The organism is Thalassotalea mangrovi (assembly GCF_005116735.1).
GTDB lineage: Bacteria > Pseudomonadota > Gammaproteobacteria > Enterobacterales > Alteromonadaceae > Thalassotalea_A > Thalassotalea_A mangrovi.
Genome location: NZ_SWDB01000011.1, coordinates 82504 through 107043, shown reverse-complemented (window position 1 = coordinate 107043; position 24540 = coordinate 82504). Strand labels below are relative to the sequence as shown.

26 protein-coding genes are annotated in these 24540 nt (G+C 46.6%); 17 read left to right on the top strand and 9 right to left on the bottom strand.

Going from position 1 to position 24540, the window contains the following annotated elements; genetic code table 11:
* Nucleotides 1-437: 437 nt before the first annotated feature.
* The 14 genes from yceD to E8M12_RS06485 all read left to right on the top strand — a co-directional run bounded on the left by yceD (nucleotide 438) and on the right by E8M12_RS06485 (nucleotide 11446).
* On the top strand, nucleotides 438-950 hold the full coding sequence (gene yceD / locus E8M12_RS06550) for a 23S rRNA accumulation protein YceD (protein WP_136735299.1): 513 nt from the start codon (nucleotides 438-440) through the stop codon (nucleotides 948-950).
* Between the two features lie 23 nt (nucleotides 951-973).
* Nucleotides 974-1144 (top strand): 50S ribosomal protein L32, encoded by a 171-nt coding sequence (gene rpmF / locus E8M12_RS06545; RefSeq protein ID WP_136735298.1) that lies wholly within the window; start codon nucleotides 974-976, stop codon nucleotides 1142-1144.
* An 11-nt stretch (nucleotides 1145-1155) separates the two neighbouring features.
* Nucleotides 1156-2184, top strand: a complete 1029-nt coding sequence (gene plsX / locus E8M12_RS06540) for a phosphate acyltransferase PlsX (RefSeq protein ID WP_281277706.1) — start codon at nucleotides 1156-1158, stop codon at nucleotides 2182-2184.
* 8 nt (nucleotides 2185-2192) lie between these two features.
* Nucleotides 2193-3152, top strand: a complete 960-nt coding sequence (locus tag E8M12_RS06535; RefSeq protein ID WP_136735296.1) for a beta-ketoacyl-ACP synthase III — start codon at nucleotides 2193-2195, stop codon at nucleotides 3150-3152.
* Between the two features lie 11 nt (nucleotides 3153-3163).
* The gene (gene fabD / locus E8M12_RS06530; protein WP_136735295.1) at nucleotides 3164-4093 is read left to right on the top strand and encodes an ACP S-malonyltransferase; all 930 of its coding nucleotides are present in this window, start codon (nucleotides 3164-3166) and stop codon (nucleotides 4091-4093) included.
* Between the two features lie 9 nt (nucleotides 4094-4102).
* Entirely contained in the window at nucleotides 4103-4849 is a 747-nt protein-coding gene (gene fabG, locus E8M12_RS06525) for a 3-oxoacyl-ACP reductase FabG (RefSeq protein ID WP_136735370.1), read from the top strand.
* Between the two features lie 265 nt (nucleotides 4850-5114).
* A complete protein-coding gene (gene acpP, locus E8M12_RS06520) occupies nucleotides 5115-5348 on the top strand; it encodes an acyl carrier protein (RefSeq protein ID WP_136735294.1) in 234 nt (77 codons plus the stop codon).
* Nucleotides 5349-5424: 76 nt separating this feature from the next.
* The gene (gene fabF / locus E8M12_RS06515; protein ID WP_136735293.1) at nucleotides 5425-6660 is read left to right on the top strand and encodes a beta-ketoacyl-ACP synthase II; all 1236 of its coding nucleotides are present in this window, start codon (nucleotides 5425-5427) and stop codon (nucleotides 6658-6660) included.
* Nucleotides 6661-6756: 96 nt separating this feature from the next.
* A complete protein-coding gene (gene pabC / locus E8M12_RS06510; protein WP_136735292.1) occupies nucleotides 6757-7545 on the top strand; it encodes an aminodeoxychorismate lyase in 789 nt (262 codons plus the stop codon).
* Complete coding sequence (mltG, locus tag E8M12_RS06505; RefSeq protein ID WP_136735291.1) at nucleotides 7546-8538, top strand: endolytic transglycosylase MltG; 993 nt, start codon at nucleotides 7546-7548, stop codon at nucleotides 8536-8538.
* On the top strand, nucleotides 8535-9170 hold the full coding sequence (gene tmk / locus E8M12_RS06500) for a dTMP kinase (RefSeq protein ID WP_136735290.1): 636 nt from the start codon (nucleotides 8535-8537) through the stop codon (nucleotides 9168-9170). Before mltG ends, tmk begins: the two co-directional genes overlap by 4 nt.
* Nucleotides 9171-9173: 3 nt before the next feature.
* Nucleotides 9174-10151 carry a DNA polymerase III subunit delta' gene (gene holB, locus E8M12_RS06495; RefSeq protein WP_136735289.1) on the top strand — a complete coding sequence of 326 codons (978 nt, stop codon included), beginning with the start codon at nucleotides 9174-9176 and terminating at the stop codon, nucleotides 10149-10151.
* A 2-nt stretch (nucleotides 10152-10153) separates the two neighbouring features.
* Entirely contained in the window at nucleotides 10154-10480 is a 327-nt protein-coding gene (locus E8M12_RS06490; RefSeq protein WP_136735288.1) for a PilZ domain-containing protein, read from the top strand.
* Nucleotides 10481-10675: 195 nt separating this feature from the next.
* Entirely contained in the window at nucleotides 10676-11446 is a 771-nt protein-coding gene (locus tag E8M12_RS06485) for a TatD family hydrolase (protein ID WP_136735287.1), read from the top strand.
* Here E8M12_RS06485 and E8M12_RS06480 read toward each other — a convergent pair.
* The 9 genes from E8M12_RS06480 to E8M12_RS06440 all read right to left on the bottom strand — a co-directional run bounded on the left by E8M12_RS06480 (nucleotide 11443) and on the right by E8M12_RS06440 (nucleotide 20929).
* Nucleotides 11443-12777 (bottom strand): hypothetical protein, encoded by a 1335-nt coding sequence (locus E8M12_RS06480; RefSeq protein ID WP_246034039.1) that lies wholly within the window; start codon nucleotides 12775-12777, stop codon nucleotides 11443-11445. The two genes, E8M12_RS06485 and E8M12_RS06480, sit on opposite strands and share 4 nt — an antisense overlap.
* A complete protein-coding gene (locus tag E8M12_RS06475; RefSeq protein WP_136735285.1) occupies nucleotides 12770-13552 on the bottom strand; it encodes a tetratricopeptide repeat protein in 783 nt (260 codons plus the stop codon). The genes E8M12_RS06480 and E8M12_RS06475 overlap by 8 nt, the downstream gene beginning before the upstream one ends.
* Nucleotides 13546-14508 (bottom strand): VWA domain-containing protein, encoded by a 963-nt coding sequence (locus tag E8M12_RS06470; protein WP_136735284.1) that lies wholly within the window; start codon nucleotides 14506-14508, stop codon nucleotides 13546-13548. Before E8M12_RS06470 ends, E8M12_RS06475 begins: the two co-directional genes overlap by 7 nt.
* The gene (locus tag E8M12_RS06465; protein ID WP_136735283.1) at nucleotides 14501-15508 is read right to left on the bottom strand and encodes a VWA domain-containing protein; all 1008 of its coding nucleotides are present in this window, start codon (nucleotides 15506-15508) and stop codon (nucleotides 14501-14503) included. Before E8M12_RS06465 ends, E8M12_RS06470 begins: the two co-directional genes overlap by 8 nt.
* Complete coding sequence (locus tag E8M12_RS06460) at nucleotides 15501-16010, bottom strand: DUF4381 domain-containing protein (RefSeq protein WP_136735282.1); 510 nt, start codon at nucleotides 16008-16010, stop codon at nucleotides 15501-15503. The genes E8M12_RS06465 and E8M12_RS06460 overlap by 8 nt, the downstream gene beginning before the upstream one ends.
* Nucleotides 16010-16930, bottom strand: coding sequence for a DUF58 domain-containing protein (locus E8M12_RS06455; protein ID WP_136735281.1), 921 nt, complete (start codon nucleotides 16928-16930; stop codon nucleotides 16010-16012). Before E8M12_RS06455 ends, E8M12_RS06460 begins: the two co-directional genes overlap by 1 nt.
* Nucleotides 16931-16935: 5 nt before the next feature.
* On the bottom strand, nucleotides 16936-17904 hold the full coding sequence (locus E8M12_RS06450; protein ID WP_136735280.1) for an AAA family ATPase: 969 nt from the start codon (nucleotides 17902-17904) through the stop codon (nucleotides 16936-16938).
* A gap of 214 nt (nucleotides 17905-18118) precedes the next feature.
* Nucleotides 18119-20449 (bottom strand): tetratricopeptide repeat protein, encoded by a 2331-nt coding sequence (locus E8M12_RS06445; protein WP_136735279.1) that lies wholly within the window; start codon nucleotides 20447-20449, stop codon nucleotides 18119-18121.
* Nucleotides 20450-20701: 252 nt separating this feature from the next.
* Nucleotides 20702-20929, bottom strand: coding sequence for a hypothetical protein (locus E8M12_RS06440; RefSeq protein WP_136735278.1), 228 nt, complete (start codon nucleotides 20927-20929; stop codon nucleotides 20702-20704).
* A gap of 700 nt (nucleotides 20930-21629) precedes the next feature.
* On the opposite strand from E8M12_RS06440, the gene E8M12_RS06435 reads away from it, so the two are divergent.
* The 3 genes from E8M12_RS06435 to prpC all read left to right on the top strand — a co-directional run bounded on the left by E8M12_RS06435 (nucleotide 21630) and on the right by prpC (nucleotide 24438).
* Complete coding sequence (locus tag E8M12_RS06435) at nucleotides 21630-22337, top strand: GntR family transcriptional regulator (RefSeq protein ID WP_136735277.1); 708 nt, start codon at nucleotides 21630-21632, stop codon at nucleotides 22335-22337.
* Nucleotides 22337-23227, top strand: a complete 891-nt coding sequence (gene prpB / locus E8M12_RS06430) for a methylisocitrate lyase (protein WP_136735276.1) — start codon at nucleotides 22337-22339, stop codon at nucleotides 23225-23227. Before E8M12_RS06435 ends, prpB begins: the two co-directional genes overlap by 1 nt.
* Before the next feature lie 86 nt (nucleotides 23228-23313).
* Complete coding sequence (prpC, locus tag E8M12_RS06425) at nucleotides 23314-24438, top strand: bifunctional 2-methylcitrate synthase/citrate synthase (protein ID WP_136735275.1); 1125 nt, start codon at nucleotides 23314-23316, stop codon at nucleotides 24436-24438.
* The last annotated feature ends 102 nt before the right edge of the window (nucleotides 24439-24540 follow it).

Genomic DNA, 24540 nt, shown 5'->3' with positions numbered 1-24540 from the left:
TCCACTTAAATATGTGAGCTAGTCAGAATGTCAGCCGAGGGAACTCTACAAGGCTTCGATATTTAGGAATGGTCATTCCATTTTAAGTAGCGAGTACGCAGTAGAATTTCCTCTCGGGCATTCCCGCATAGGCAAAGACAATATGCTCCTGCATTATCACCTTACCCTAGTTCCCTGTAGGGCAAATATGAATACACGACCCATTCAATTAATTCTGCTTTATTTTGATAATATTCGATGAACTAAATTGTGAAATATACCCTTTTGAATATTTGCTGAGTGATCAGTAATTAATGTGGATTGGTATCTTCAAGGCATTGACAATATTTTCGGATTGTATTCATTGTGTTAAAATGTGTCATTATTTGAGCGAAAGTACTTCTGGTACTGAATTTTCTTTTGACACAGGGCTCGACAGCCTTTATTATGCGCGCCTTATGCAGAACCTTAAACTTCCGATAACCATAGATCCTTATAAAAGTGCTCAACGGCGCTTAGTTTGTGAAGGATATTTTGAATTATCTGGATTAGATAGATTGCAGGCTGTGACCCAAGGTCACGGTGAGCAGGTAAATGTAAAGATCACCTTTGATGTGGATGAGCAGGGACTGATAGTATTATCAGGAACGGCACAAGCGTCAGTGTCTTTAACATGTCAGCGTTGTAATGAAGAATTTTCACAGGATTTGAATGTTGAATTCTGTTATTCTCCTGTGAAACACGAAGACGCCGCGGCCCGGTTGCCTTCGTATTATGACGCCGTAGAATTAGATGAAAATGGTGAAGTGAATTTACGCGAATTAGTGGAAGACGAGTTAATCCTTGCGATTCCATTAATCCCGAAACATGAACTCGAAGATTGCCCGGCAGATGCCGACAGTACTTGGGGGAAGTTACCGGATACGCTTGAGAAACCGAATCCATTTGATGTATTGAAACAACTCAAGTAACTTGTGATTTTAGGAGTAAAGTAATGGCCGTACAGAAAAGTAAAAAGTCTCGTTCAAGACGTGGCATGCGCCGTTCACACGATGCGTTGACTGCAGAAAACCTATCAGTAGATAGCGTATCTGGTGAAACTCATCGTCGTCACCACGTAACAGCCGATGGCTATTACAAAGGTGTCAAAGTTATCGCTAAATAAGCGGGAACACTTTGGTGAGTCTAACGGTTGCGTTAGATGTTATGGGGGGCGATCATGGCCCCCTTATAACGTTGCCCGCTGCAAAATTGGCGATCGAAACATTGCCAAATCTTCATCTCGTTCTCTGCGGTGATGAACAAATAATACAATCCCATCTCGATAAACTTCATATTTCCAATCATCCCCGACTTTCTATTCAGCATTCCGCTGAAACCATTGCCATGGATGAAAAACCAGCTGTTGCCCTGCGATGTAAAAAAGATTCGTCTATGCGCAAAGCGCTCGATCTGGTGCATGACAACCAGGCTCAGGCCTGTGTTAGTGCCGGTAATACCGGGGCGTTATTGCTGATTGCACATTACGTGCTGAAAATGTTGCCTGGCGTTGAGCGACCGGCACTGGTTTCACATTTACCCATTAGCGACAGTAATTCTCATGTGTTTATGCTTGATCTGGGCGCTAACGTATTCTGCAACTCGGACACCTTATTTCAGTTTGCGATTATGGGATCCGTTGTTGCCGAACAGGTGGACGATATAAAACAGCCTAAAGTTGCCTTGTTAAACATGGGTGAGGAAGACATCAAAGGTAGCGATCATATCCGTCAGACAGCGGCATTGTTATCTGCCACTCCGCATATCAATTATGTCGGATTTATTGAAGGCAATGACATATTTTCCGGTAAGGCCGATGTTATCGTTTGTGACGGCTTTGTCGGCAATGTTGCACTGAAAACCTGTGAAGGTGTTGCGAAAATGGTCGTGGATAAGGTCAAAAAAATCGTCAATGAAAGTCCATTTACCCGATTTCTGGGTGTTTTATTAAATCCTACCTTAAAAAAAATCCTAAAACGACTGAACCCCGACCAGTATAACGGTGCAAGTCTGTTAGGATTACGTGGCATTGTGGTTAAGAGCCATGGTAATGCCAACAGTACTGCGTTTTATAATGCAATTTTAGAAGCAGTCAAAGAAGTAGAAAGGCAAGTTCCTGAGAAGATAAAAAATAAAGTTGAACTGGGATTAATCAAAAGGTCTTAACAAAACTTATGTATTCAAAAATTATTGGGACGGGAAGTTATTTTCCTGAGCAAGTGCGCACCAATGCGGATTTAGAAAAAATGGTCGATACGACCGATCAATGGATCACAGAACGCACCGGTATCAAAGAGCGCCGAATCGCCAATGAGCAAGAAAATGTCGCCTATATGGGCGCCGAGGCTGCCAAACAGGCGCTCGATATGGCAGGACTGGATGTTAAAGACATTGATATGATTGTTATGGGTACCACCAGTTCTCATGTCGATTTGCCAAGTGCTGCCTGCCATGTCCAAAAATATCTGGACGTACCAAATATTCCGGCGTTTGATGTTGCCGCCGCCTGTTCGGGCTTTATTTACAGCCTCAGTGTCGCCGATCAATTTATCAAGTCGGGAATGATGAAACGAGTTTTAGTCATCGGTGCTGACGCCTTATCTCACATGTGTGATCCCGAAGACCGTGGCACCATTATATTGTTTGGCGATGCAGCTGGTGCCGTCATTCTTGAAGCCAGTGAAGAGCAGGGTGTGATTTCCACGCATTTGCATGCCGACGGTGAGTATGGCGCATTGCTTGGTGCCGACTCTCCAAAACGTGGTGACCTGCTGACGGAAGAAAAAGCCTACATTTATATGAGAGGCAATGAAGTGTTTAAGTTTGCGGTAACTCGATTGAGTGAAATCGTTACTGAAACCTTAGCCCATAATAATATGGACAAGTCAGAAATCGACTGGTTGGTCCCCCATCAGGCGAACTTGCGAATCATTAGCGCAGCGGCGAAAAAACTGTCAATGTCGATGGATCAGGTTGTTGTCACCCTCGATAAACACGGAAATACATCGGCCGCGACTATTCCTACGGCGTTGGATGAAGCTGTCAGAGACGGCCGCATCAAGCGTGGACAAATCATTCTAATGGAAGCCTTCGGTAGTGGATTTACCTGGGGCTCTGCTCTCGTACGTTTTTAAAGAGAACTATTATGCAAGCGAATCTAGCATTTGTGTTTCCGGGACAGGGATCACAGTCACTCGGTATGCTGGCAGACTTTGCCGACAACGGCATTGTCCAGCAGACTTTTGCAGAAGCGTCTGAAGCTTTAGGGTATGACCTTTGGCAGTTGATTCAGGAAGGCCCTGCAGAGAAATTAAATCAGACACAAGTTACTCAACCGGCGTTGTTGACCGCCAGTGTCGCCATGTGGCGAGTCTGGCAGGAAGAAGGCGGCAATACACCATCGGTACTGGCCGGCCATAGTCTCGGCGAGTACTCGGCACTGGTTTGTGCGGGTGTGTTATCGTTATCCACGGCAGTGAAATTGGTTGAAAAGCGCGGTATTTATATGCAACAGGCCGTTCCAGCAGGTACCGGCGCCATGTTTGCTATCATCGGACTTGACGATGACGCAATCAAAGCAGCCTGTGAGCAGGCAGCGCAGGGACAGGTAGTTTCTCCGGTTAACTTTAACTCACCTGGCCAGGTCGTTATCGCCGGTAACAAGGAAGCCGTAGAACGTGCTGGTGAACTATGTAAGGAAGCCGGTGCCAAACGTGCATTACCGTTACCTGTAAGCGTACCATCACATTGCGCACTAATGCAGAGCGCAGCAGAGAAACTTGCGGAAGACTTAAATAGCATTACCTTTAATGCACCGCAAATTCCGGTGATTAATAATGTCGATGTAGAAGCTTACAGCGATGGCGAAAAAATTAAAGATGCGCTTGTTCGTCAGTTATACAGCCCGGTTCGTTGGACAGAAACGGTAACGAAAATGGCGGAGCAGGGGGTCGAATCCCTGGTAGAAGCGGGTCCAGGTAAAGTATTACAAGGCTTGACCAAGCGTATTAATAAATCATTATCTTGTGTATCAATAAATACTAGCGATAGTATTGAAGCAGCACTTGAAGAATAAGGAAGTATGATGTCGGGATTATTTAATTTAAATGACAAAGTAGCATTGGTAACTGGTGCCAGTCGTGGTATTGGTAAAGCGATCGCACAACAATTAGCTGCTGCGGGTGCAACCGTTATTGGTACGGCAACGTCAGAGTCTGGTGCAAGTGCAATCAGTGAATACCTGGGCGGTAAAGGCAAAGGCTTTGCGCTAAATGTAACCTCACAAGATTCAGTCGATGCACTTTTCGCGGCGATTAAAGAGCAGTTTGGTGGCGTCGATATTCTGGTTAACAATGCCGGTATCACTCGTGACAACCTGATGATGCGTATGAAAGATGAAGAGTGGGATGATATTATCAACACTAACCTGTCTTCACTTTATAAATTAAGCAAGGCGGTAATGCGCCCAATGATGAAAAACCGCTCTGGTCGTATTATCAGCATCGGTTCCGTAGTCGGCTCCATGGGTAATGCAGGTCAGGTAAACTATGCAACCGCAAAAGCAGGCCTGTTAGGCTTCACTAAGTCGCTGGCCAAAGAAGTGGCTTCGCGCGGCATTACCGTCAATGCGGTAGCTCCGGGCTTTATCGACACCGATATGACGCAAACATTAAGCGACGAACAAAAAGAAGCGATTTTCTCCCAGGTTCCGGCCAACCGTTTAGGTAAGCCAGAAGAAATCGCAAGTGTTGTGGTATTCCTGGCATCAGATGCTGCTGCCTACATTAACGGTGAAACGATTCACGTTAATGGCGGGATGTATATGGCTTAACGTTTGAAGCCTTCGGCTTCAAACGTTGAGCCATAAGCTATAAGCCATAAGCTATAAGAGGTTAGCCGAAACAATCTTACAGCTTACAGCCTTACAGCTTTATAGCATTAAAGCTTTATAGCATTAAACCCCTACGGCTTTAACTATTTGATTAGCCATCAGGTTTGACCAGCTGCATTTTACTGATAAATACTTGCATGGCGACCGGTTGGCGAATAAACTACAGGCAATTTTTATAATTGCTAATTTTAGTAAAGGAAAAAAAATGAGTACTATCGAAGAACGCGTTAAAAAAATTATTGTTGAGCAATTAGGTGTTAAAGAAGAAGAAGCAAAAAATGAAGCATCTTTTGTCGATGATTTAGGTGCAGATTCTTTAGATACCGTTGAACTGGTAATGGCTCTTGAAGAGGAATTCGATACCGAGATTCCTGATGAAGAAGCGGAAAAAATCACAACGGTTCAAGCAGCAATCGATTACGTGACAGCAAATAGCTAATCACTAACGATTCTGAACAGGCGGTTTACACCGCCTTTTTTGTATTTAGTCATTTCAAACGGAGATTGGATTCGTTATGCGCCGAGTTGTGGTAACCGGGTTAGGTTTATTAAGCCCGTTAGCAAACGACCCTGAGGCTACCTGGCAACAATTAATGTCAGGTAACAGTGGTATTGGTCCTATTGACCATTTTGACGTGAGTACATTTCCTACCAAGTTTGCAGGCCTGATCAAAGGGTTTGACGCGGAATCTTTTGGTATCGCCAAAAAAGAAACCCGTAAAATGGATTTATTTATCCAATACGGTATTGCGGCAGGCAACCAGGCTCTGGCGGACTCTGGGCTGGAAATTACCGAACAAAATGGCCCACGTGTCGGTGTGGCTGTAGGTTCCGGTATTGGTGGTCTTGGATTAATCGAAGAAAACCATGAAAAGGTGTTAAACAGCGGGATTCGAAAATTATCGCCGTTTTTCTGCCCAGCTACGATTCTAAATATGATTTCCGGGCATTTATCTATCATCCATGGATTAAAAGGTCCAAACATCTCGATTGTCACAGCCTGTACCACCGGGGTTCATAATATTGGTCATGCGGCTCGCATGATTGCGTATGGTGATGCCGATGCGATGCTGGCTGGCGGTGCGGAAAAAGCCTCTACCGTATTAGGGATTGGTGGATTTACTGCGGCACGGGCATTATCTACCCGAAACGATGCGCCACAGCAGGCTTCGCGCCCGTGGGACAAAGATCGTGACGGATTTGTGCTCAGTGATGGTGCCGGTGTTATCATGCTTGAAGAATATGAACATGCTAAAGCCCGTGGCGCCAGAATCTATGCCGAGTTGGCTGGTTTTGGTATGAGTGGCGATGCATTTCATATTACTTCTCCGCCAGAAGATGGCAGTGGTGGTGCCGCAGCAATGAGTAATGCGTTGCGTGATGCAAAGGTCGATCCTGAGCAGGTTGGTTACATCAATGCCCATGGTACGTCGACACCGGCCGGAGATATTGCTGAAACCAATGGCATCAAGTCAGTATTTGGCGATCATGCTCATAAACTGGCAGTCTCTTCGACGAAGTCGATGACTGGTCATATGTTAGGAGCTGCAGGTGCTGCAGAAGCTATTTTTACCATCCAGTCGCTGGCCAACCAGGCGATCGCGCCAACCATTAACCTGGATAATCCGGGCGAGGGTTGTGATCTCGATTATGTGCCTCACCAGGCGCGTGATGCGAAACTTGAGTATGCCCTGTGTAACTCCTTTGGTTTCGGTGGTACCAATGGCTCATTGCTGTTCAAAAAAATCTAGGGCGATAATCAGGTGATTGTAAATCACCATTAAACTCTTGCACTTCACTTTATAAGCCTGTTTACTAGCTGGTAAACAGGCTTATTTTTTATCCCTATGTTATTCAGTTCGGTAAACTTTTTTCCACAATGCGATATCCAGATCAGCGACCGGGGCCTCGCCTTCGGGGATGGTGTATTTACCACGGCAAGCATCATTGACGGCAAGGTTACCTGGCTTGAACAGCACCTTCAGCGCTTGTCAGACAGCTGTGCCACATTGCAGATTCCAGCCCCGGATTTTAACCGGCTTGAAAGTCACCTTAACCAGGTGAGCGCACCGTTTAAACGGGCGGTAATCAAAGTCATGGTTACCGCCGGTTATTCAGAGCGGGGCTATGCCAGAGCTGGTGATTGTCCGGCCAACGTCATCGTGACCATTAATGACTTTCCCGGCCACTATGATAACTGGCGCCAACACGGGATTCATCTCGGGGTTGCGACCACAACCTTAGGGTTAAATCCGATGCTGGCTGGCGTTAAACACCTGAATCGCCTGGAGCAAGTCCTGGTTCGCAATGAACTGGATACGATGCCATACGATGATCTGGTGGTCTGTGATTTGCAGGGTTATGTGGTTGAAACCAGTAGCTGTAACCTGTTCTGGCAAATAGATGGTGACTGGTTTACTGCAGAGTTAAGCGTCGCCGGGGTGAACGGCCTGGCGAGGCAACGATTGTTAAACGGTTTGCAAAACGTTAAAATCGTCAAACATACAATCGAGCAGTTGCAGCAGGCAGAGGCGATGTTTATTACCAACGCACTGTTGCAGATTGCCCCGGTAAGGCAGTTTTTGGAGACACCGCTTTCAACAACATTAAGCCGGGAAATAAAGGATATATTTTAAATGTGGCGTTGGCTCTCTGGTCTTGTTCTGATTGCTGTACTTTCCATTGTCGCTGTACATTTTAAAATGCAGCAAATGGTGCAACAACCCCTGGCAATTTCTCACACTCAGTTGTTTACCCTTAATAAAGGCAGTAGTTACTCGAGCTTGCTCAGGCATGCTGAGCAGCAACAGTGGATAGCATCAAGCTGGCCTTATAAACTCTATGGTAAGCTTAACCCCGGTGTAACCCGCGTAAAAGCAGGCACATACCAGTTATCACCAGAGCTCAGCTTTGAACAGTTATTAACGATGCTGGTTAGTGGTAAAGAGTACCAGTTTAAAATCACCTTTGTGGAAGGGACAACCTTTAAGGAATGGTTAGCATTACTCGCTAACAACCCCCATTTAGAGCAAACCATCACCGCTAAAAACTGGCTGCAATTACAACCTCATTTTCCTGATGTCACCCACCCGGAGGGAATGTTTTTCCCGGATACTTATAAGTTTACGAAAGGCACGTCGGATTTGAGCATATTGCAACAGGCTAATCAGCGGATGCGACAGGAGCTGGCTGACAGTTGGCAGCAGCGCGCCGAAGATTTACCGTATGAAAGTCCATATCAGGCACTGATCATGGCATCCATTATTGAAAAAGAAACGGCCGTATTGGCTGAACAACCATTGATTTCAGCGGTCTTTGTTAATCGTTTGCGCAAGGGCATGCGCCTGCAAACCGATCCAACCATCATTTATGGCCTTGGTGAACGTTATACCGGAGATATCACTTACGCCAATATTCGTGAAAAAACCGCTTATAACACCTACCAGATAAATGGCCTGCCACCGACCCCAATCGCGATGCCAGGTAAAACCGCGCTTGACGCGAGTGTTAATCCGGCAAGTAGTGACTATTTATACTTTGTCAGCAAAGGCAATGGGGAACATATATTTTCTAAAAACCTGGCAGACCATAATCGTGCCGTAGATAAATATCAAAGAGGAAAGCCATGAGCCAGCAAGGAAAGTTTATCGTTATTGAAGGTATCGAAGGGGCCGGGAAGTCCAGCGCCATTGCCGTGGTTGAGAACACCTTGCGAGACGCTCATATTGATTACATTAAAACCAGGGAACCTGGCGGCACGCCATTGGCGGAATCGCTGCGCAGTCTGGTCAAATCGCCAGATTTGGACGAGACCCTGACCCCTGAGTGCGAGCTGTTACTCATGTATGCCAGCCGTTCACAACTACTGCACAATGTAATTAAACCCGCATTGCAGGATGGGCGGTGGGTCATTGGTGATCGCCACGATCTGTCATCTCGCGCCTATCAGGGTGGGGGCCGCGAAATCGACGATAAGATCCTCGAAAGCCTGGCCGATATCACGCTGCAGGGATTTACACCAGATTTAACCTTTTATCTGGATATTGACCCGGAAATTGGCTTGCAACGCGCAGCGAACCGCGGTGAACTGGATCGAATTGAGCAGGAAAAAATTGAATTCTTTTATCGGGTTCGTGATAAATATTTAAGTTTTGCCAACCAGGATGAAAAGATTGTCATTATTGATGCCAGTCAACCGATGACGGTTGTGCATGAGCAGATTGAACAACGATTACGCCAATATTTACGGGACAACGGTTAACCGATGATGCAGGACAACAGCTTTTCGCAAAAGCGCTGGTTAGCGGATGTGGCTCAGCAACTATCGCAACTGTTAGATCAACAGCGTTTACCCCATGGCATTTTATTTAATGGTCATCCGGGAAGTGGCACTCAGGATATTGCCCAGTGGCTCGCTCAGCAACTGTTGTGTACTACCAATGGCTTGTGGGGAGAAGCCTGTGGTCAATGTAAGGCCTGCTCATTGTTGCGCGCCGGTAATCATCCGGATTTGGTTCATGTGGCAGCCGAGAAAGCCCATATCGGGGTCGACAGTATACGTCAGGCGAATCAGTTTCTGATTAAAAAAGCGCAACTAGGTCAGGCAAAAGTGGTGATCATTGAGCAGGCGGAGCTGATGACCGAGGCAGCAGCGAATGCGCTATTAAAAACCCTGGAAGAGCCCACAGCTTATAGTGTATTACTCTTGACCAGTCATGACAGTGACCGTTTATTGGCAACCATACGCTCACGTTGCACCTTGATTGATATTCGTCCGCCAGTTGGCCAGCAATTAAAAGAAAACGTTGTCGCTTCCCAGTTAATTGATGATTATTCCAATATGAGCCACTTAGCTCAGCTTCAGAATGAAGTGGTGGCACAAGAGTTTATCGATTTCGAAACTATTTTCGCGCAATGGCTGGCAACACCATATTTCAATGAAGAGTTTACCGAGCTGTTGACTGAACAGCCGAAAGCACTTGCCTGGCTAGCCCAGCACTTTAGTGCCGCAATGCGTTTTAAAAATCAATGGCAGGGCATCCGGGAAAGTGTGGTATCGGCCGAACTGGCCAAATTGTCAGACGAATGCCTGCAGCAATGCTATACGTTACTGCTTATGGTCAGTCGTCAACTTAAGCAACTGACCCAGGTCAATAAAAGTTTCGTAATTGAATCCTTAGTTATTGATTTACAAAAATTGATCGGTGACAATGCCAAACAGGGTAAGGCTGACAGGAAGTAAAAATGACCGAAATAACCTTGCAATTTGCCAATGAAAAAGAATTGTACTTATCATATATGCCATTTTTAAAACAAGGTGGCTTATTTATCAAAACTGAGCAGGCATTTGAGCTCGGTGATGAGATATCATTGCAGGTACTATTACCCGGACAGGAAGAGCACGTGACCTTAACCACGCAAGTGTGCTGGATTACGCCACACGGTGCCCACAATGGCACAGAAACTGGTGTTGGTGTGGCATTTCTCAATGATGAATTCAATGTGCGCAACCAAATCGAATCCAGTCTGGGACGAATGTTAAATTCGAAAGAACCAACCTACACCATGTAGAGATGAAAACCGGCAACGTCTGCATTTGCTTGCCGGTGCGTTTTGCTCCCCAACTATTCAATGATTAAAAAAGTTATTGAACAACATGCGGCCTAATGTGGCCCACAAAGCTCAACTATCCCTTGCGTTCAATGGTTTATCGTAGCCTCGATAACATGTTAAACTTCAGTTTTTTCAAAGCCTGGAGCCATTTAAGTGTTTATTGATTCCCATTGTCACCTGGACCGCCTGAAACTCGGTGAATTTTCCAACGATCTAAATCTGGTTATCGAGCAGGCTAACAGCGCCCGGGTTTCAAGAATGTTATGCGTCTCTGTCACTCTGGATGCCTTTCCCAATATGGCTGAAGTCACTTCGGCGTATGAGCATGTGGATATTTCCTGTGGTACACACCCTCTGAATCAGGATGACGAAGTGGATCAATCACGTCTTGCAGCATTGGCCGCCGATCCCCGGGTTGTGGCGATTGGTGAAACCGGTCTCGATTATTTCTATGCACCGGAAACCAAAGAAATACAATTAGACTCATTTCGCAAACATATTCGTGTCGCCAGGGAGCTCAATAAACCCCTGATTATCCACACTCGTGATGCTCAACAGGACACCCTGGCTATCATGCGTGAAGAAGGTGCAGATCAGGTCGGTGGCGTACTTCATTGCTTTACCGAAAGTTGGGAAATGGCAGAACAGGCGATGGAAATGGGCTTTTATATCTCTTTTTCTGGCATTGTTACCTTTAAAAATGCCGCAGAATTGCGAGCGGTAGCTGCGAAAGTACCGGATGACAGGTTTCTGATTGAAACCGATGCACCTTACCTGGCACCGGTACCACATCGCGGTAAACAAAATCAGCCGGCTTATGTCGTGCATGTTGCCGAATTATTAGCAGAGGTGCGTGGCCAGTCGGTGGAAGAGATCGCCAGGCTGTCCAGTGAAAACTACTGGCGTTTATTTCATCGCTCTTAATCACGGGGATTGAGTTGCAAAATCTCCATGCTTTCCCGGTTATTTGATTCGGGCATGGCTCGGGGGTGCAAAAGCGACAGCATTTTTCGCCGCGCAAAACGTCCCCGGGTAACCAGTTTCTTGTTTGGATTTGGCTCATTAATATCGTAGGCGAGCGCAAACAGTTCCTGTAAATAGGTTCGTTGTGGTTGCATCGGGAAGTAATCCTGCAAAGTCGGGTAGTGCGCTTTGCCTGTCCTTAAAAACTGATACAGGTATTCACTCGCCTGACGATAGCGCTCTTCATGGCAGGCACTGATGTAATCGCGGCGATAATGACGCCGCTGCTGACGAGTAACGGTTCGATAAAATTTTCGTAATTGCTGGCGAAATTTTAACGCCACCACCAGTAACAGTAAGACCACACTGGTGATAATAATCATCGTCCAGGGGATAGTCTCTACAGGAATTAGTTGTTGATTTTTTTCCGATACTGGCCGCTGGGTGGGATCAGTGGCGATGGTGACAGAAAACCCGGCAAGTTTTTTTTTCTGTAATGCACTGCGCTCAGGATCCCAGTAATAGAAAGTCTGTGCGGGTATCTGGTAATCGCCGGCCTGTTCAAACACTAAGGTCCGGGTCTGGCTACGACTGCTGCTAAACTCACCGCGTTGACGTTGGTCGTTAAGAACGGGCGCCTCACTGTAAATATTAATGCCTTCAATATCCGGGTCAATTAATTCAGGTAGCATCATTGCTGGCACCTGCTGCGCGGATATTTTTACGGTTTGTGTCACTGAATCGCCGATTTGATAACTTGCCGAACGGTCAAAATCACTATCGATCTGAACCTTAAATTTTTCGGTGACGACGTAATGATCGACCAGGGCCAGTTGTTTGGGCTGGGATACATAAAAACTGAGCGGTGCCGACTGCCAGTTTCCTTCAACAACGCCATACTCTTCGGTGTTCACAGAGACAAATACGTCAATCGCGGGAATGTTGAAATCGCCCTGAACTAACGGGTATAAAGTGATTTCCCGTGATTGGATTGCCCAGGTAACGCCATCGATCATTCGTGATGAATTAAACGCGGCGCCGTCAAAAGGCAATACAACGGCATTGTCGAGATGAAATTTGTTAATCTGGGTTCCTCTTGAAAACCAGCGATTGGTGGCAACTTCAATCTGTAAAATGACAGCCTGTCGCGCGATCGTTGATTTCGGGGTTTGTCGGGTCAGGGAAATTTGTAGCTGATTGTCTGCTATTAGCCTTGCTATATCCGGCTTATCGTCATTGGCAGCGGCCAGCAATGGTATCAAAACGGCGAATCCAAGGATGAATTTATTCACGGTCCGTTTGCCTCGAATTCGCATTGGATTTGTTACCATTATCCTCGTCTGAGGCGTGTTGTAGTTGCACCGCAAACTTAACCGCTAGGAACTTTGCCGGATCTTTTTGCACCTGTCGCAACCACATGTCCGCTAAACCCGGGTCCTGCAGCAATTCCTGAGCACTGTATTGTTCTAACTGCTGCGGTGCAACTTTACGCTCCGCACCTTCACCGGTCTGCGGGTCATCCCCCAGCTCTTTAGGCGCGTCACCGTCCTCCTGTTGCTGGCTTTTTGATACGCGATTTACTTCATCAATAAGTTTTTGCACAATCGATAAATTATGCTGCGCCGGCTGGTAGTCCGGATATTGTTCGAGTAGGGCCTGATACACACCGCGGGCACGCAGGTATCTGCGGTCATGAGCATAGGCATTACCGCGGGCGAGAATGTCTTCGGCGGTGTCGAATTGGCTAAACAGATTGGCGGCAGTATCAAATTGCTCTGCTCCATAATAACTGTAGGCCTGCCAGTGACTATCTTTAAAATGCTCTGCTGCACTTTGATAGCGCTGCAACTTAAATAAAATGGCACCTTGTTGATCGTCGGTAAACCACAAATCGATAAACTTCTGAGGATTAATACTGGTGAAAATAATCATCACAATGGCAACACCAAGCAATAATATGTTGCGGTACTTCGCAATTAATTGACGAATGCCGAAAAGTTGTTTCTGAAGTCTGTGTTTCAGCCATTGCAACCCTTGTTCACTAGAGCCCTGTGTGTGCGTTACCATTGTAAAGTCCACCCTCGTCGAAACCAGAACAGATAAAGGAACGCTACTGCAAACACGAGCGGGTAGCCAGCGTCCAGCCATGGTCGAGAGCCATCCTGAATGATCATCAGGTTATTGTTGATATAGTCATTAATGGCTCGCACATCGTCTTTACTGTGATCAAATAAAACCATTCTGCCATGGCTGACTTTACTAAGCTGCTGCAGTGAATCTAATTGTAGTGGTAAGAAATCTGCGCCAGGCCTGGCTTTAACCTTTTTATCACCAATTGCCCAAATCAACAGTTGATGCTGGTGGCTTGCGAAAAATGTCTGGAAGTCCTGTTCAGCATCGCTGGATACGCCATCGGTGACCAGTAAAATCGTTCCGGGAACTTGTGTCTCACTAAGTAGTTGTGAAGCCGGTGGCAGGATATTTTGGGCAATCTTGCCGCTGCGAGGCATGATGGCTGGCGATAATGGCTTAATAAACTGCTTGATCATATTGCTATCCCTGGTAAGCGGCATAACCACATGGGCACTGCCAGCGTATGCAATCAGTGCGGTAGCGCTATCTCCGCGCAGGGTCAATAAATCTTGCAGCTTTTGCTTGGCACGCAGTAGCCGGCTAGGGGCCAGGTCGCTTTGCTGCATGGTTGGCGTTACATCCAGGGCGATCACCAGGGCAGCTTGATCCTGTTGAAATGGCGATGGCTGTTGGGTGACTGTCGGACCAGCAGCGACGATAATGGCCAGGCACCCAGCGACGGGCATTAATCGAGAGGGAGAAAACCAGGTCACGTTATTGCCTTTGACGGTCAAATGTTCAAGCATCTCCGAAGACATCACCTGTTGCCAGAAACGCAAGGAGTCATCGGTTTTCCGAAAGCTTAGGAATAAAGCGAATAACACTAAAAATAACAGCAGGTATTCAGGACGGATAAAGTGAAAATGTTGCAGGCTGGCCCAGTCAATCATTAGCAACTTCCTTAACGTGGCTGTGTTTGTGGAAGACTTGCCTGATGGCAACCAGGCTGAGAGTCAGCAAATACATAATCACCAGGATAATGATAGGAAGATAATGAATACTGGTTTTTGGCCGATAAGATCTTGATGAATATTTCTCTGGCTCCAGCTCATTGATTTTGGCGTAGATGTCACGTAATTGATTACCATCCTCCGCCTTGAACAGTTGCCCATTAGTGGTTGTGGCAATGTAATCAAGAACCGCAAGGTCTATGGCTTCATCTCCGCCAGTTGCTGGATTGCCAATGGCTACAGGATAAATGGTGATATCAAAATTCGCGGCAACCTGAGCCGCGTCGCGGGGCGGAACTTTCGAGCCGGTATCTTTACCATCGGTCAGCAATAATAACACCCGCTCACGCTGCCCGGTATTTTCGAATACGCTGATTGCCAGGCCGATGGCATCACCAAGCGCGGTTGACTGACCAGCCATGCCAACTTCGGATTGTTGCAACAGGGTAATCCAGGCGTCTAAATCGTCGGTAAATGGCGCCTGCAGATAGGGGGCATCGGCAAACAATATCAATCCAAGGCGGTCACTTTGACGTTGCTTAACAAATTCAATGAGTAAGGATTGCACCCCGGAAAACCGATCGGTTGTGATTCCTTCATTACTCTCGAAATCCTGTTTATTCATCGATGCGGAAAGATCAACGGCAACCATCAGGTCGCGAGCTGATCGGGTTGAGGTGATCGGATCGCCAATGTACTGAGGTTTCGCCATCGCTATGCACAGCAGTATCCAGCCCAGGACCAATAACAATTTTTGCAAAACGATGCGATTGAGGATAACCGAACCACTGGCGGGTTTCTCGCCGGTTAACTCCACCAGGCGGGTGAAAAACGGCACCTTGACTGAGCTTTTTCGTTCCTTATAGGGGGGTAATAGAAAATAGACCGCCAAAGGTACAGGCAATAGGACAAAATTCCATGGGTAGACAAATTCAATCATCTAAGGCTCCCGGGTGGAATTGGATCCACAATTGCACCTCCTGTAACAGCTTTGTCAGTTGATGGGGGTTTAAACTGTGTTCCGGCCCATAAGCCAGAGCGTGCAGATAATTCGGACAGTTGCCACGAAAATCCGATTGCCTGCAATTCTCGTCCAGCCATAATTCCCAACGTTTACTGGTCAGGTTGGCAACCGGATTGCGACCGTAACCACTGATTGCGGTTGCCCGCAGCAAGGCGGGTAACTGTTGATAAATCTGGTATCGGGTATTGGCGGTATCCCGGGGTAGAGAACGAATAAAGCGCAGCGCTTCGCGTCGATAGGCGTTATTTTGATAGCCTTGATAGCGGCGATAGCCCAAGCGGAATAATGAAAATAACAACAATAGAGCCAACAGATACCAACCCGGGGTCTGTGGCCAATAATCAATGGCAGTGGGTGGCGGTGCTTCAACCAGATCTTTAAGTAGATAGTTGCCCCATGGCATTTCAAATGGCGTCATCAAACGACTCTCCCCAGAGCGCGCCGTAATTGATGTACCGGATCTTCGACGGTGTTAATGGTGATCAAAGGAATTCGATATTTATTGGTAAATTCACGGTATTGATCCAGTTGGCGTTCAATCTCTTCACGAAAGCGTTGCTGCGTATTCGCATTTTGTGAAGAAAACTGAATTTGCCACTTACCATCAGAGATAGTCATCTGTGGCATGCTGGGTAGGTTTTGTTCCAATTCGTCGTAGATTCGACAAGCAATCACTTCATTATGTTGCCGGATAGTTTTCACATAACTACTGGTTTGCGGAGTCCAGCCATAACCATCACTGATGATAATGATTAATGCGTTGTGTTGATTCAGGGCATTTAGTTTGTAGAGCATCGAATTGAGCACATCATTTTCCTGATGCTCAATATCACAGCTAAGTTTGTGGTTTAATTTAACGATTTGATGCAAGAGTTGGGAGACATGGAGGTTGCCGCGTTTTGCCGGGATGACTTTAATACTCTGGTCGTTAAACATAAACGCGCCGATTCTGTCACCACTGCTGTTAATCTGCCAGGCAATTAAGGCTGCCACCTCAGCGGCAACCACCGACTTCATTTTCCCCCGGCTACCAAAAAACATTGAGCTGCGCTGGTCAATCGCCAGATAGGTTTTGCGTTCTTTTTCCTCGGTAAACACTTTAACGTGGGCTTTACCGGTTCGTTGCGTAACTTTCCAGTCCAGGGTGCGAATGTCATCTCCAGGTCGGTAATGTCTGAGTTCCTCAAAATTGAGACCTCGGCCACGTAACCGTGAGGAGCTTTTTCCGGATAAAACGCTGTTCACCGGTTGTTGCTGGGTAAAGGAAAAATAACGAGCCTGATATTTTAGTTTTTCCAGTTGCTTCAGGCTGACGTAGATATTACTGCTGTTCATCATCGTTCTCAGGCACTGGCTACTTGTCGGAGCAATTCATCGATAACCTGGTCGGCGGTGATCCCCTCCGCCAGTGCTTCGTAACTAAGTATCAGGCGGTGGCGAAGAACGCTATAAGCCATCGCTCGTACATGATCCGGGTCGACAAAATCATGTTGAGCAAGCCAGGCGTAAGCACGGGCACACCGATCGAGAGCTATGCTGGCTCGTGGACTGGAACCAACGTGAATCCAGTCCTTCAAGGGTGAATCCGGATATCGTTGCGGGTGTCGGGTTGCCATAACCAATGCGACGATGTAACGGACAATTTCATCACTGACATGCAACTGATTGATTTCTGTTCGGGCGGCAAATATATGTTCGGGATTGACCCGGGATACCTGCTGCTCGTCGGCCAGCTCTTCGGAACGAACTAAGGCGATGATGCTGGCTTCACTGTCATCATCAGGGTATTCGAGATTGATTTTCATGATGAAGCGATCCATTTGCGCTTCTGGCAGCGGATACGTACCTTCCTGCTCGATGGGATTTTGGGTGGCCAGAACCATGAATAGCCTTGGCAGCGAATGCGATTTGCCGGCAACCGTAACCTGTCGTTCTTCCATCGCTTCCAGCAAGGCAGCCTGAACCTTAGCTGGCGAACGATTAATTTCGTCAGCGAGCAATAAGTTATTAAAAATGGGACCCTGTTGGAAGGTGAGGGTAGGTTTTGCATCGACTTCCTGGTATATCTCGGTACCGGTAATGTCTGAGGGCAATAAATCCGGGGTAAACTGCACTCGTCCGAGACTGACCTGCAGGGTATTTGCCAACGCTTTAATCGAACGGGTTTTTGCCGTTCCGGGCAAACCTTCGAGCAAAACATTGCCGTTGGTGAGCAGGGCGGTGATCAAAGTGTCAATGACAACTTCCTGTCCAATCACCATTCTCTGCATTTGCTGTTTGAGTAACATGATAGCTTGATGAGCATCGCTCATATATCGCACCTTCACAGTTTTGTTAACACGTGGTTTTGCATTCAGACAGCATAAATGCATGCAATACTTAGTATTGACATTCCAGGCTGACGTTCGTTCAATGTGGTAACAACAAATACACCTAAACTATAATAGCAGTCCTTACAACTAATTGATTAATAAATGAGATTTAAGGGTTCAGGGGATTTTAATAACGCGGTTTACCTGATCTTTGTTACTGTGTCAGGCGACGCCGTAACTGTTCGATAACGCTTTCGTCGACTAATGGTTTCAGGCGCTCTATGCACTGGCGGGCGGCAAATGAGCGCTGCTCAATTTGTAGCTCACACAATGCGTACAAATGCTGGGGATCGCGGCTTATTGAGTAGGCTTTTGACATCGCCTGTTGGGCAAGCCCGGGATTGGATTCTTTGATACTCAGGCCATAAACAAATTGATACTGAGAGTTGGATGGCTCGCTTTTAACCGCATCAGCGAAGTGTTTTTCTGCCTCAGCGTATCGCTTCTGGCGAATATATGACAGGCCTAGCTGATAATAAAGCGCAGACGGTGCAGCGACTTTATCTTCGCCACTCATTAGAATTTCAATGACACGTTTTTCATCACCCTGTTGCCGGTACAGCTCAGAAAAATTTAAGTATGCATTAACATAAAAGGGTTCAATGGCAATAGCTTGTTGATACCATTGCTCGGCCTGCGCAAAGTCACCTTGATACGCGTGTAGATTGGCCAGGTTAGTCAGGGCAAATCCGCGATCGGCATTATAATGTTGCACCTTAATATACTCGTCTAACACGGGTTTTAGTGATCCCTTTTGTGCATCAGACAAGGCTTGCCAGACAGGCAGGAGAACTCTGGCCGCCTCGATTCGCACCGCCAATACCGGATCGCTGGTGAGCGGATATATCAGGCGCCAACGTGAATTGGCCGGCAGGTTTTCAGCACCACGAATGGCACCAATGCGAATCCAGGCATTTTCCGCTTTTAATCCCCGGGCAATAGCCACCAGGGAATTGTTATCGGCAATATTGGCACTGCGTTGTAGGGCAGAGGCGCGGATAATATTGGGGTAATTTACGTCCTGGGCGATTTTTGATAGCCAGGCGGCCGCCTGTGGGTAGCCTAATTCCGAAGCCAGGAAGGCGGTGCCAAAGCGTTGATTTGAATTGTCATTGCTGGCGTCGTTTTGCCATCGTTTAAACTGTTCAATACTCCATTGTCGACCTCGCTCCTGATGACAGGTCAGGCATACGTCCGGGGTTTGTAGATTGTCAGCCTGTTGTGGATTTGGCACATGCCAGCGATGATCTCGCCTGGCATCAATCTGCATGTAAGTGGTTTCTGGCATATGACAATCCACGCACTGGCTACCAGCGGTGGAATTCGCATGCTTGTGATGTTCGGGCGTGTCATAGGCTTCAGCGATATGGCATTGATTGCACAGGCCATTGCCTTCAACCAGCAATTCACCGCTGTGGGGCTCGTGGCAATTCGTGCACACGACACCTTTTTGGTGCATTTTAGATTGTAAAAAAGAGCCGTAAACATAAACCTCATCATAGATTTGCCCATCCGGATGATAGGCACCTGGTTCAACTAAGTTAAGTAAATATTTATCCCCTAACTGGTGACTGGCGACGTAATCGTTATTGCCTAATTGCATGCGGCGACTATGACACTGAGCGCACACGAGGGTCTGCTTACTGGAATCTGCATCCTCTGCCATCACTGGCTGGAGGATATGACTTCCGGCTCTGGGTTGCCACTGCTGAACTAATTTGTGCAGGCTTCGATCAAAGCCCTTATTAACCATAGCCTCTTTGCTGAGTTGAGTTTTATCCTTGGCTTGCAAGTACGTTACGTGTTCGGCACCGGGACCATGGCAAGCTTCGCAACCAACACTGATTTCAGAAAAAGACGTTTCATAACCATTATTGCTGGCCTGATAATTTTTTTTCACATTGGTCGAATGACAATCGGCACACATATAGTTCCAGTTTTGTCCCTGATTGGTCCAGAAGAACTCATGGCGTGCATCGATAGCCTCAGGATATAGGTGAAACCAACGCTGACCGCCTTGCGCTTTTGATCGGCTGTCCCAGGCAAACGGGATCAGTTGGATCTTCCCTTTGCCTAAGTCCACCATATATTGTTGCAACGGATAAATCCCAAATGTATATCGAATCTGGTAGGTGTTAAATTTGCCGTTTGCATCTTTGAGTCGGGCGAAATATTGCTGATCCTTTTGAAAAAAGTGGTAAGTCTCGCCATTAAAGACGACGTGGTTATCGTTAAAGTTACCGACAATATTGTCAGCATTGGCATGTGCCATCGCTTTGCCATGGTGAGAACCCTGCCAGTTTTTAAATGCTTGTTGATGACAGTCTTTACAGGTATCTGAGCCAAGGTAGCCATTGTTGCTTGCGTAGGATAAATTGCAGGAGCCGAAACACAACACAGCGGTGAGAAGCAGCATCAATGCTGACAGGGGGGAACGAAAATCGCCTGAAATACTGCCAGGGTATTGCTTGAATAACGTTTTCATAGCGCTGTTACGTAACTCTGCTACGCCTCGGTATGCCTATAACTTGTTGTTTTAATAAAGCTTAGAACAAAAGTTAGAGTTCGCGGAGAAGTTTTCGATAGATTTGTCTGCCAAAGAGCGGGTGATGCTGTGAGTTGCCGTTAAGGTTGGGTAATTATGATCACTATCATCATACCCTTACCGCATCCTGCTCATCGAAAATTGAATCGATTGAATGTTCTCGGCAATTGCTCCTTGCATTGCTCTAATAAGTTACTTCCATATAACGACCGACACAATCGATATACACACCGTCCATGGCGATAACCGGGCATACATCCCGTACACCCATGCTTCATTTCGAAAATCGAATCGATTGTCAGTTCCAGACACAATCGATATACCATCGTCCATGACGGCATCCCGGCATTTTCGATATACACACCGTCCATGGCGATAACCATCCCTGTGACGCAGGGTACCTACACCCCAAATCATCATACCCGTACCGCATCCTGCTCACCGGGCATACATACATCCCAAATCATCATACCCGTACCGCATCCTGCTCACCGGGCATACATACATCCCTGTAATAAAAAAAAGGCCCGAGACGATAAACGTTTCGGGCTCAGGGGAATGGCTCATCAGGAATGAGCCTGCGCTAATAAATGTGTGTGTTTCGCGTGACAGATGTGGCCGGGGCACACACCTCTCTCAAATTTCAACCTACTTGAAACTCTAATGATAGTTCAAAAATTAATATATGCTAATTTTTTGTTAATTTTTTATCCACACCACGTTGAGGCGTAAAATCCGCGCAATTGAGCGTTAAATTGTAACTCTACCAAACCACTACGATGGTATTTTTGATCTAGCTCACATTTTGATCACATTTTATTAACAGTTTCGAAACCTTGGATTTTGAAAGCCTGCTGATATTGATAAATTGTCGACCAGGCATGTTGTTCGAAACCATTGTGTTGTCATGGGAAAAAACGAGAAGCTGTTTATTTGACGTAATTATACTTTTATATCAGGTAGTTATATTTTTCTTTAAATTTTTATTATTGCTTTAGGGACTTAAGTTATCGAATTGTCGACAATAATTGTCGACAATATTAACGGGTTCGGTTGACATCCGGTAAAAAGTCGTCGACAATGCCATTTAACTTATTGATTGTCGACAATTGGAGCGAAATTGACACAAGCAGGTGCAAAATCCCCGATAAGTAATCCCACCTCGACACAGGCGGTAACGACCGCAGACAGGGTGTTTGAACAAATCCAGTATGCAATCGTCGAAGGTCATATCCCCCCTGGCAGCAAAATCAGCGAGCCTGAACTTGCCCGGCAATACCAAATTTCCCGTTCTACCCTCAGAGAAGCATTAAATCGTCTTGAAAAGTGTCATTTAATTCACCGCAAAGCCAATGTTGGCAGTCGCGTCGTCGAATGCACCGTTCAGGGACTGCTGGAAATCTATCTGGTTAGGGAAGCGCTGGAAGGTATGGCGTGTCGACTGGCGGCAATCTCGATGACAGACCAGGAAATTGCCGATCTGCAAGCGGTGCTGGATACCCATGGTAACAGCCAGTCGGTACAGCAGGGGGTGGCTTATTATCAGGAAGAGGGAGATCTGGACTTTCATTATCGTGTGATAAAAGGCTCTCATAATCAACAACTGATCAATATCCTATGCAGTGAATTATATCACCTGGTACGTATGTACCGATGTCAGTTTGGTATGAATTCACCCAGAGCCAGCAGGGCTTTCCATGAGCACCAGGCAATATTGTCAGCAATTGCTGATCGGGATGGCGAGTTAGCAGAAATGCTGATGCGCCGACATATTGCCGCTTCTCGTAAAAACATCGAAAACAAATTACAGCAAGAAGGAAGAGATTAATGACTAAGCAACTTTCGCCTGGCGCGAAATTCAGACAGGCATTAGCGGATAACAAGCCGTTACAAATCGTAGGAACTATTAATGCTTATTGCGCAATGATGGCTAAGCAGTTGGGACACCAGGCAATTTATTTGTCTGGCGGTGGGGTGGCCAACGCCTCTTATGGATTACCGGATCTGGGTATGACGTCATTAAATGATGTTGTTGCTGATGTGCAACGTATAACCAGTGCCTGCGATCTACCGCTAATGGTTGATATCGATACAGGTTGGGGCGGTGCATTTAACATTGCCAAAACGATTCGTGACATGGAAAAGGCCGGCGCTGCTGCCGTTCATATTGAAGATCAGGTAGCGCAAAAACGATGTGGCCATCGTCCAAATAAAGAAATTGTGTCTACCGAAGAAATGGTCGATCGAATTAAAGCGGCGGTTGATGCACGTACCGATTCTGACTTCTTTATTATGGCCCGCACCGATGCTTTTGCTCAGGAAGGCCTTGAAGCCGCTATTGAACGCGCCAAAGCATACATTGCCGCAGGCGCCGATGGTATTTTTGCCGAAGCCGTGCAAACCGAAGAGCATTATCGAGCGTTTGCCCAAGCGCTGGATGTGCCAATTCTGGCTAACATTACCGAGTTTGGTAAAACCGAATTGTGGAATAAAGAGCAATTAGGCGAGTGGGGTTGCGCAATGGTGTTGTATCCGCTGTCGGCGTTTCGGGCGATGAATAAAGCGGCTGAGTTGGTGTACAAGACGATTCTTGCTGATGGCGATCAGACTGCCGTTATCGACACCATGCAAACTCGTATGGAGCTTTATGATTATCTTGGCTATCACGAGTACGAGCAAAAGCTTGATTCTCTTTTTGCCCAAGGCAAAAACAAATAACAACAATCGAATAAGATAGCGCCGCTAACATATTGGCGGCGACCGTTTCAAATTAAAACAACAAGAGTTAATACAGGAAGAATATTATGGTAGATAAGAAATTAGGTGGTGCAGGTTTACGTGGACAAAGTGCGGGTGAAACCAAACTTTGTACGGTAGGTAAATCGGGTACAGGCCTTACTTACTGTGGTTATGATGTTTCCGACCTGGCCGACAATGCAACGTTTGAAGAAGTAGCGTTCCTGCTATTTAACGGTGAGTTACCAAACCAGGCACAATTAGATGCCTACAAGGCAGAGTTGCGCCAAATGCGTGATTTACCACAGGCACTGAAAGAAGTGTTACAGCGTATTCCTAAAGATGCTCATCCGATGGACGTGATGCGCACCGGTTGCTCGTTCTTAGGAAACCTTGAGCCGGAAACCGACTTTTCAGAACAAAACCGCGCCGCCAATCGGTTGCTGGCAGCCTTTCCGGCGATTATGACTTACTGGTATCGTTATTCTCACCAGGGCATTGAGATTGATTGTGTTACCGATGAAGACTCAATCGGCGGCCACTTTTTAAAATTGTTAACCGGTAATACCCCATCAGAATTACACCGCCGGGTTATTGACGTATCGTTAATTCTCTATGCTGAGCACGAGTTTAATGCCTCGACGTTTACGGCTCGTGTATGTGCATCCACGTTATCTGATATGTTCTCATGCATTACCGGTGCCATTGGTTCATTGCGTGGTCCTCTGCACGGTGGTGCCAACGAAGCGGCAATGGATATGATCCAGACGTTTAAATCGCCGGAAGATGCAAAGATTCAAATGGCTGGCATGCTTGAGCGTAAAGAAAAAATCATGGGCTTTGGCCATGCGGTATACCGTACCACTGACCCGCGCAATGTTATCATTAAGCGTTGGTCTGAAAAGCTGGCACAGGAATTCGGTGACACTAGCCTGTATGATATTTCGGTAGCCTGTGAAGAGTACATGTGGGATACCAAAAAACTATTCTGTAATGCCGATTTCTTCCACGCTTCGGCCTATCACTTTATGGGCATTCCGACCAAGTTATTCACCCCAATCTTTGTTTGTTCACGCTTAACGGGTTGGGCAGCACATGTGATGGAGCAACGGGATAATAACCGTATTATTCGCCCTAGCGCGGATTACATCGGTCCGGAACCACGCAAAGTAGCCCCAATTGCAAAACGATAGAGCATTTCTGTCACTCTGGTCTTAGCATTGATGTCTGAGACATAAACAGACACAGATTCGGGGAAGCAGGGTGCTTCCCCGTCCTTTTTACCTATTTTGTGG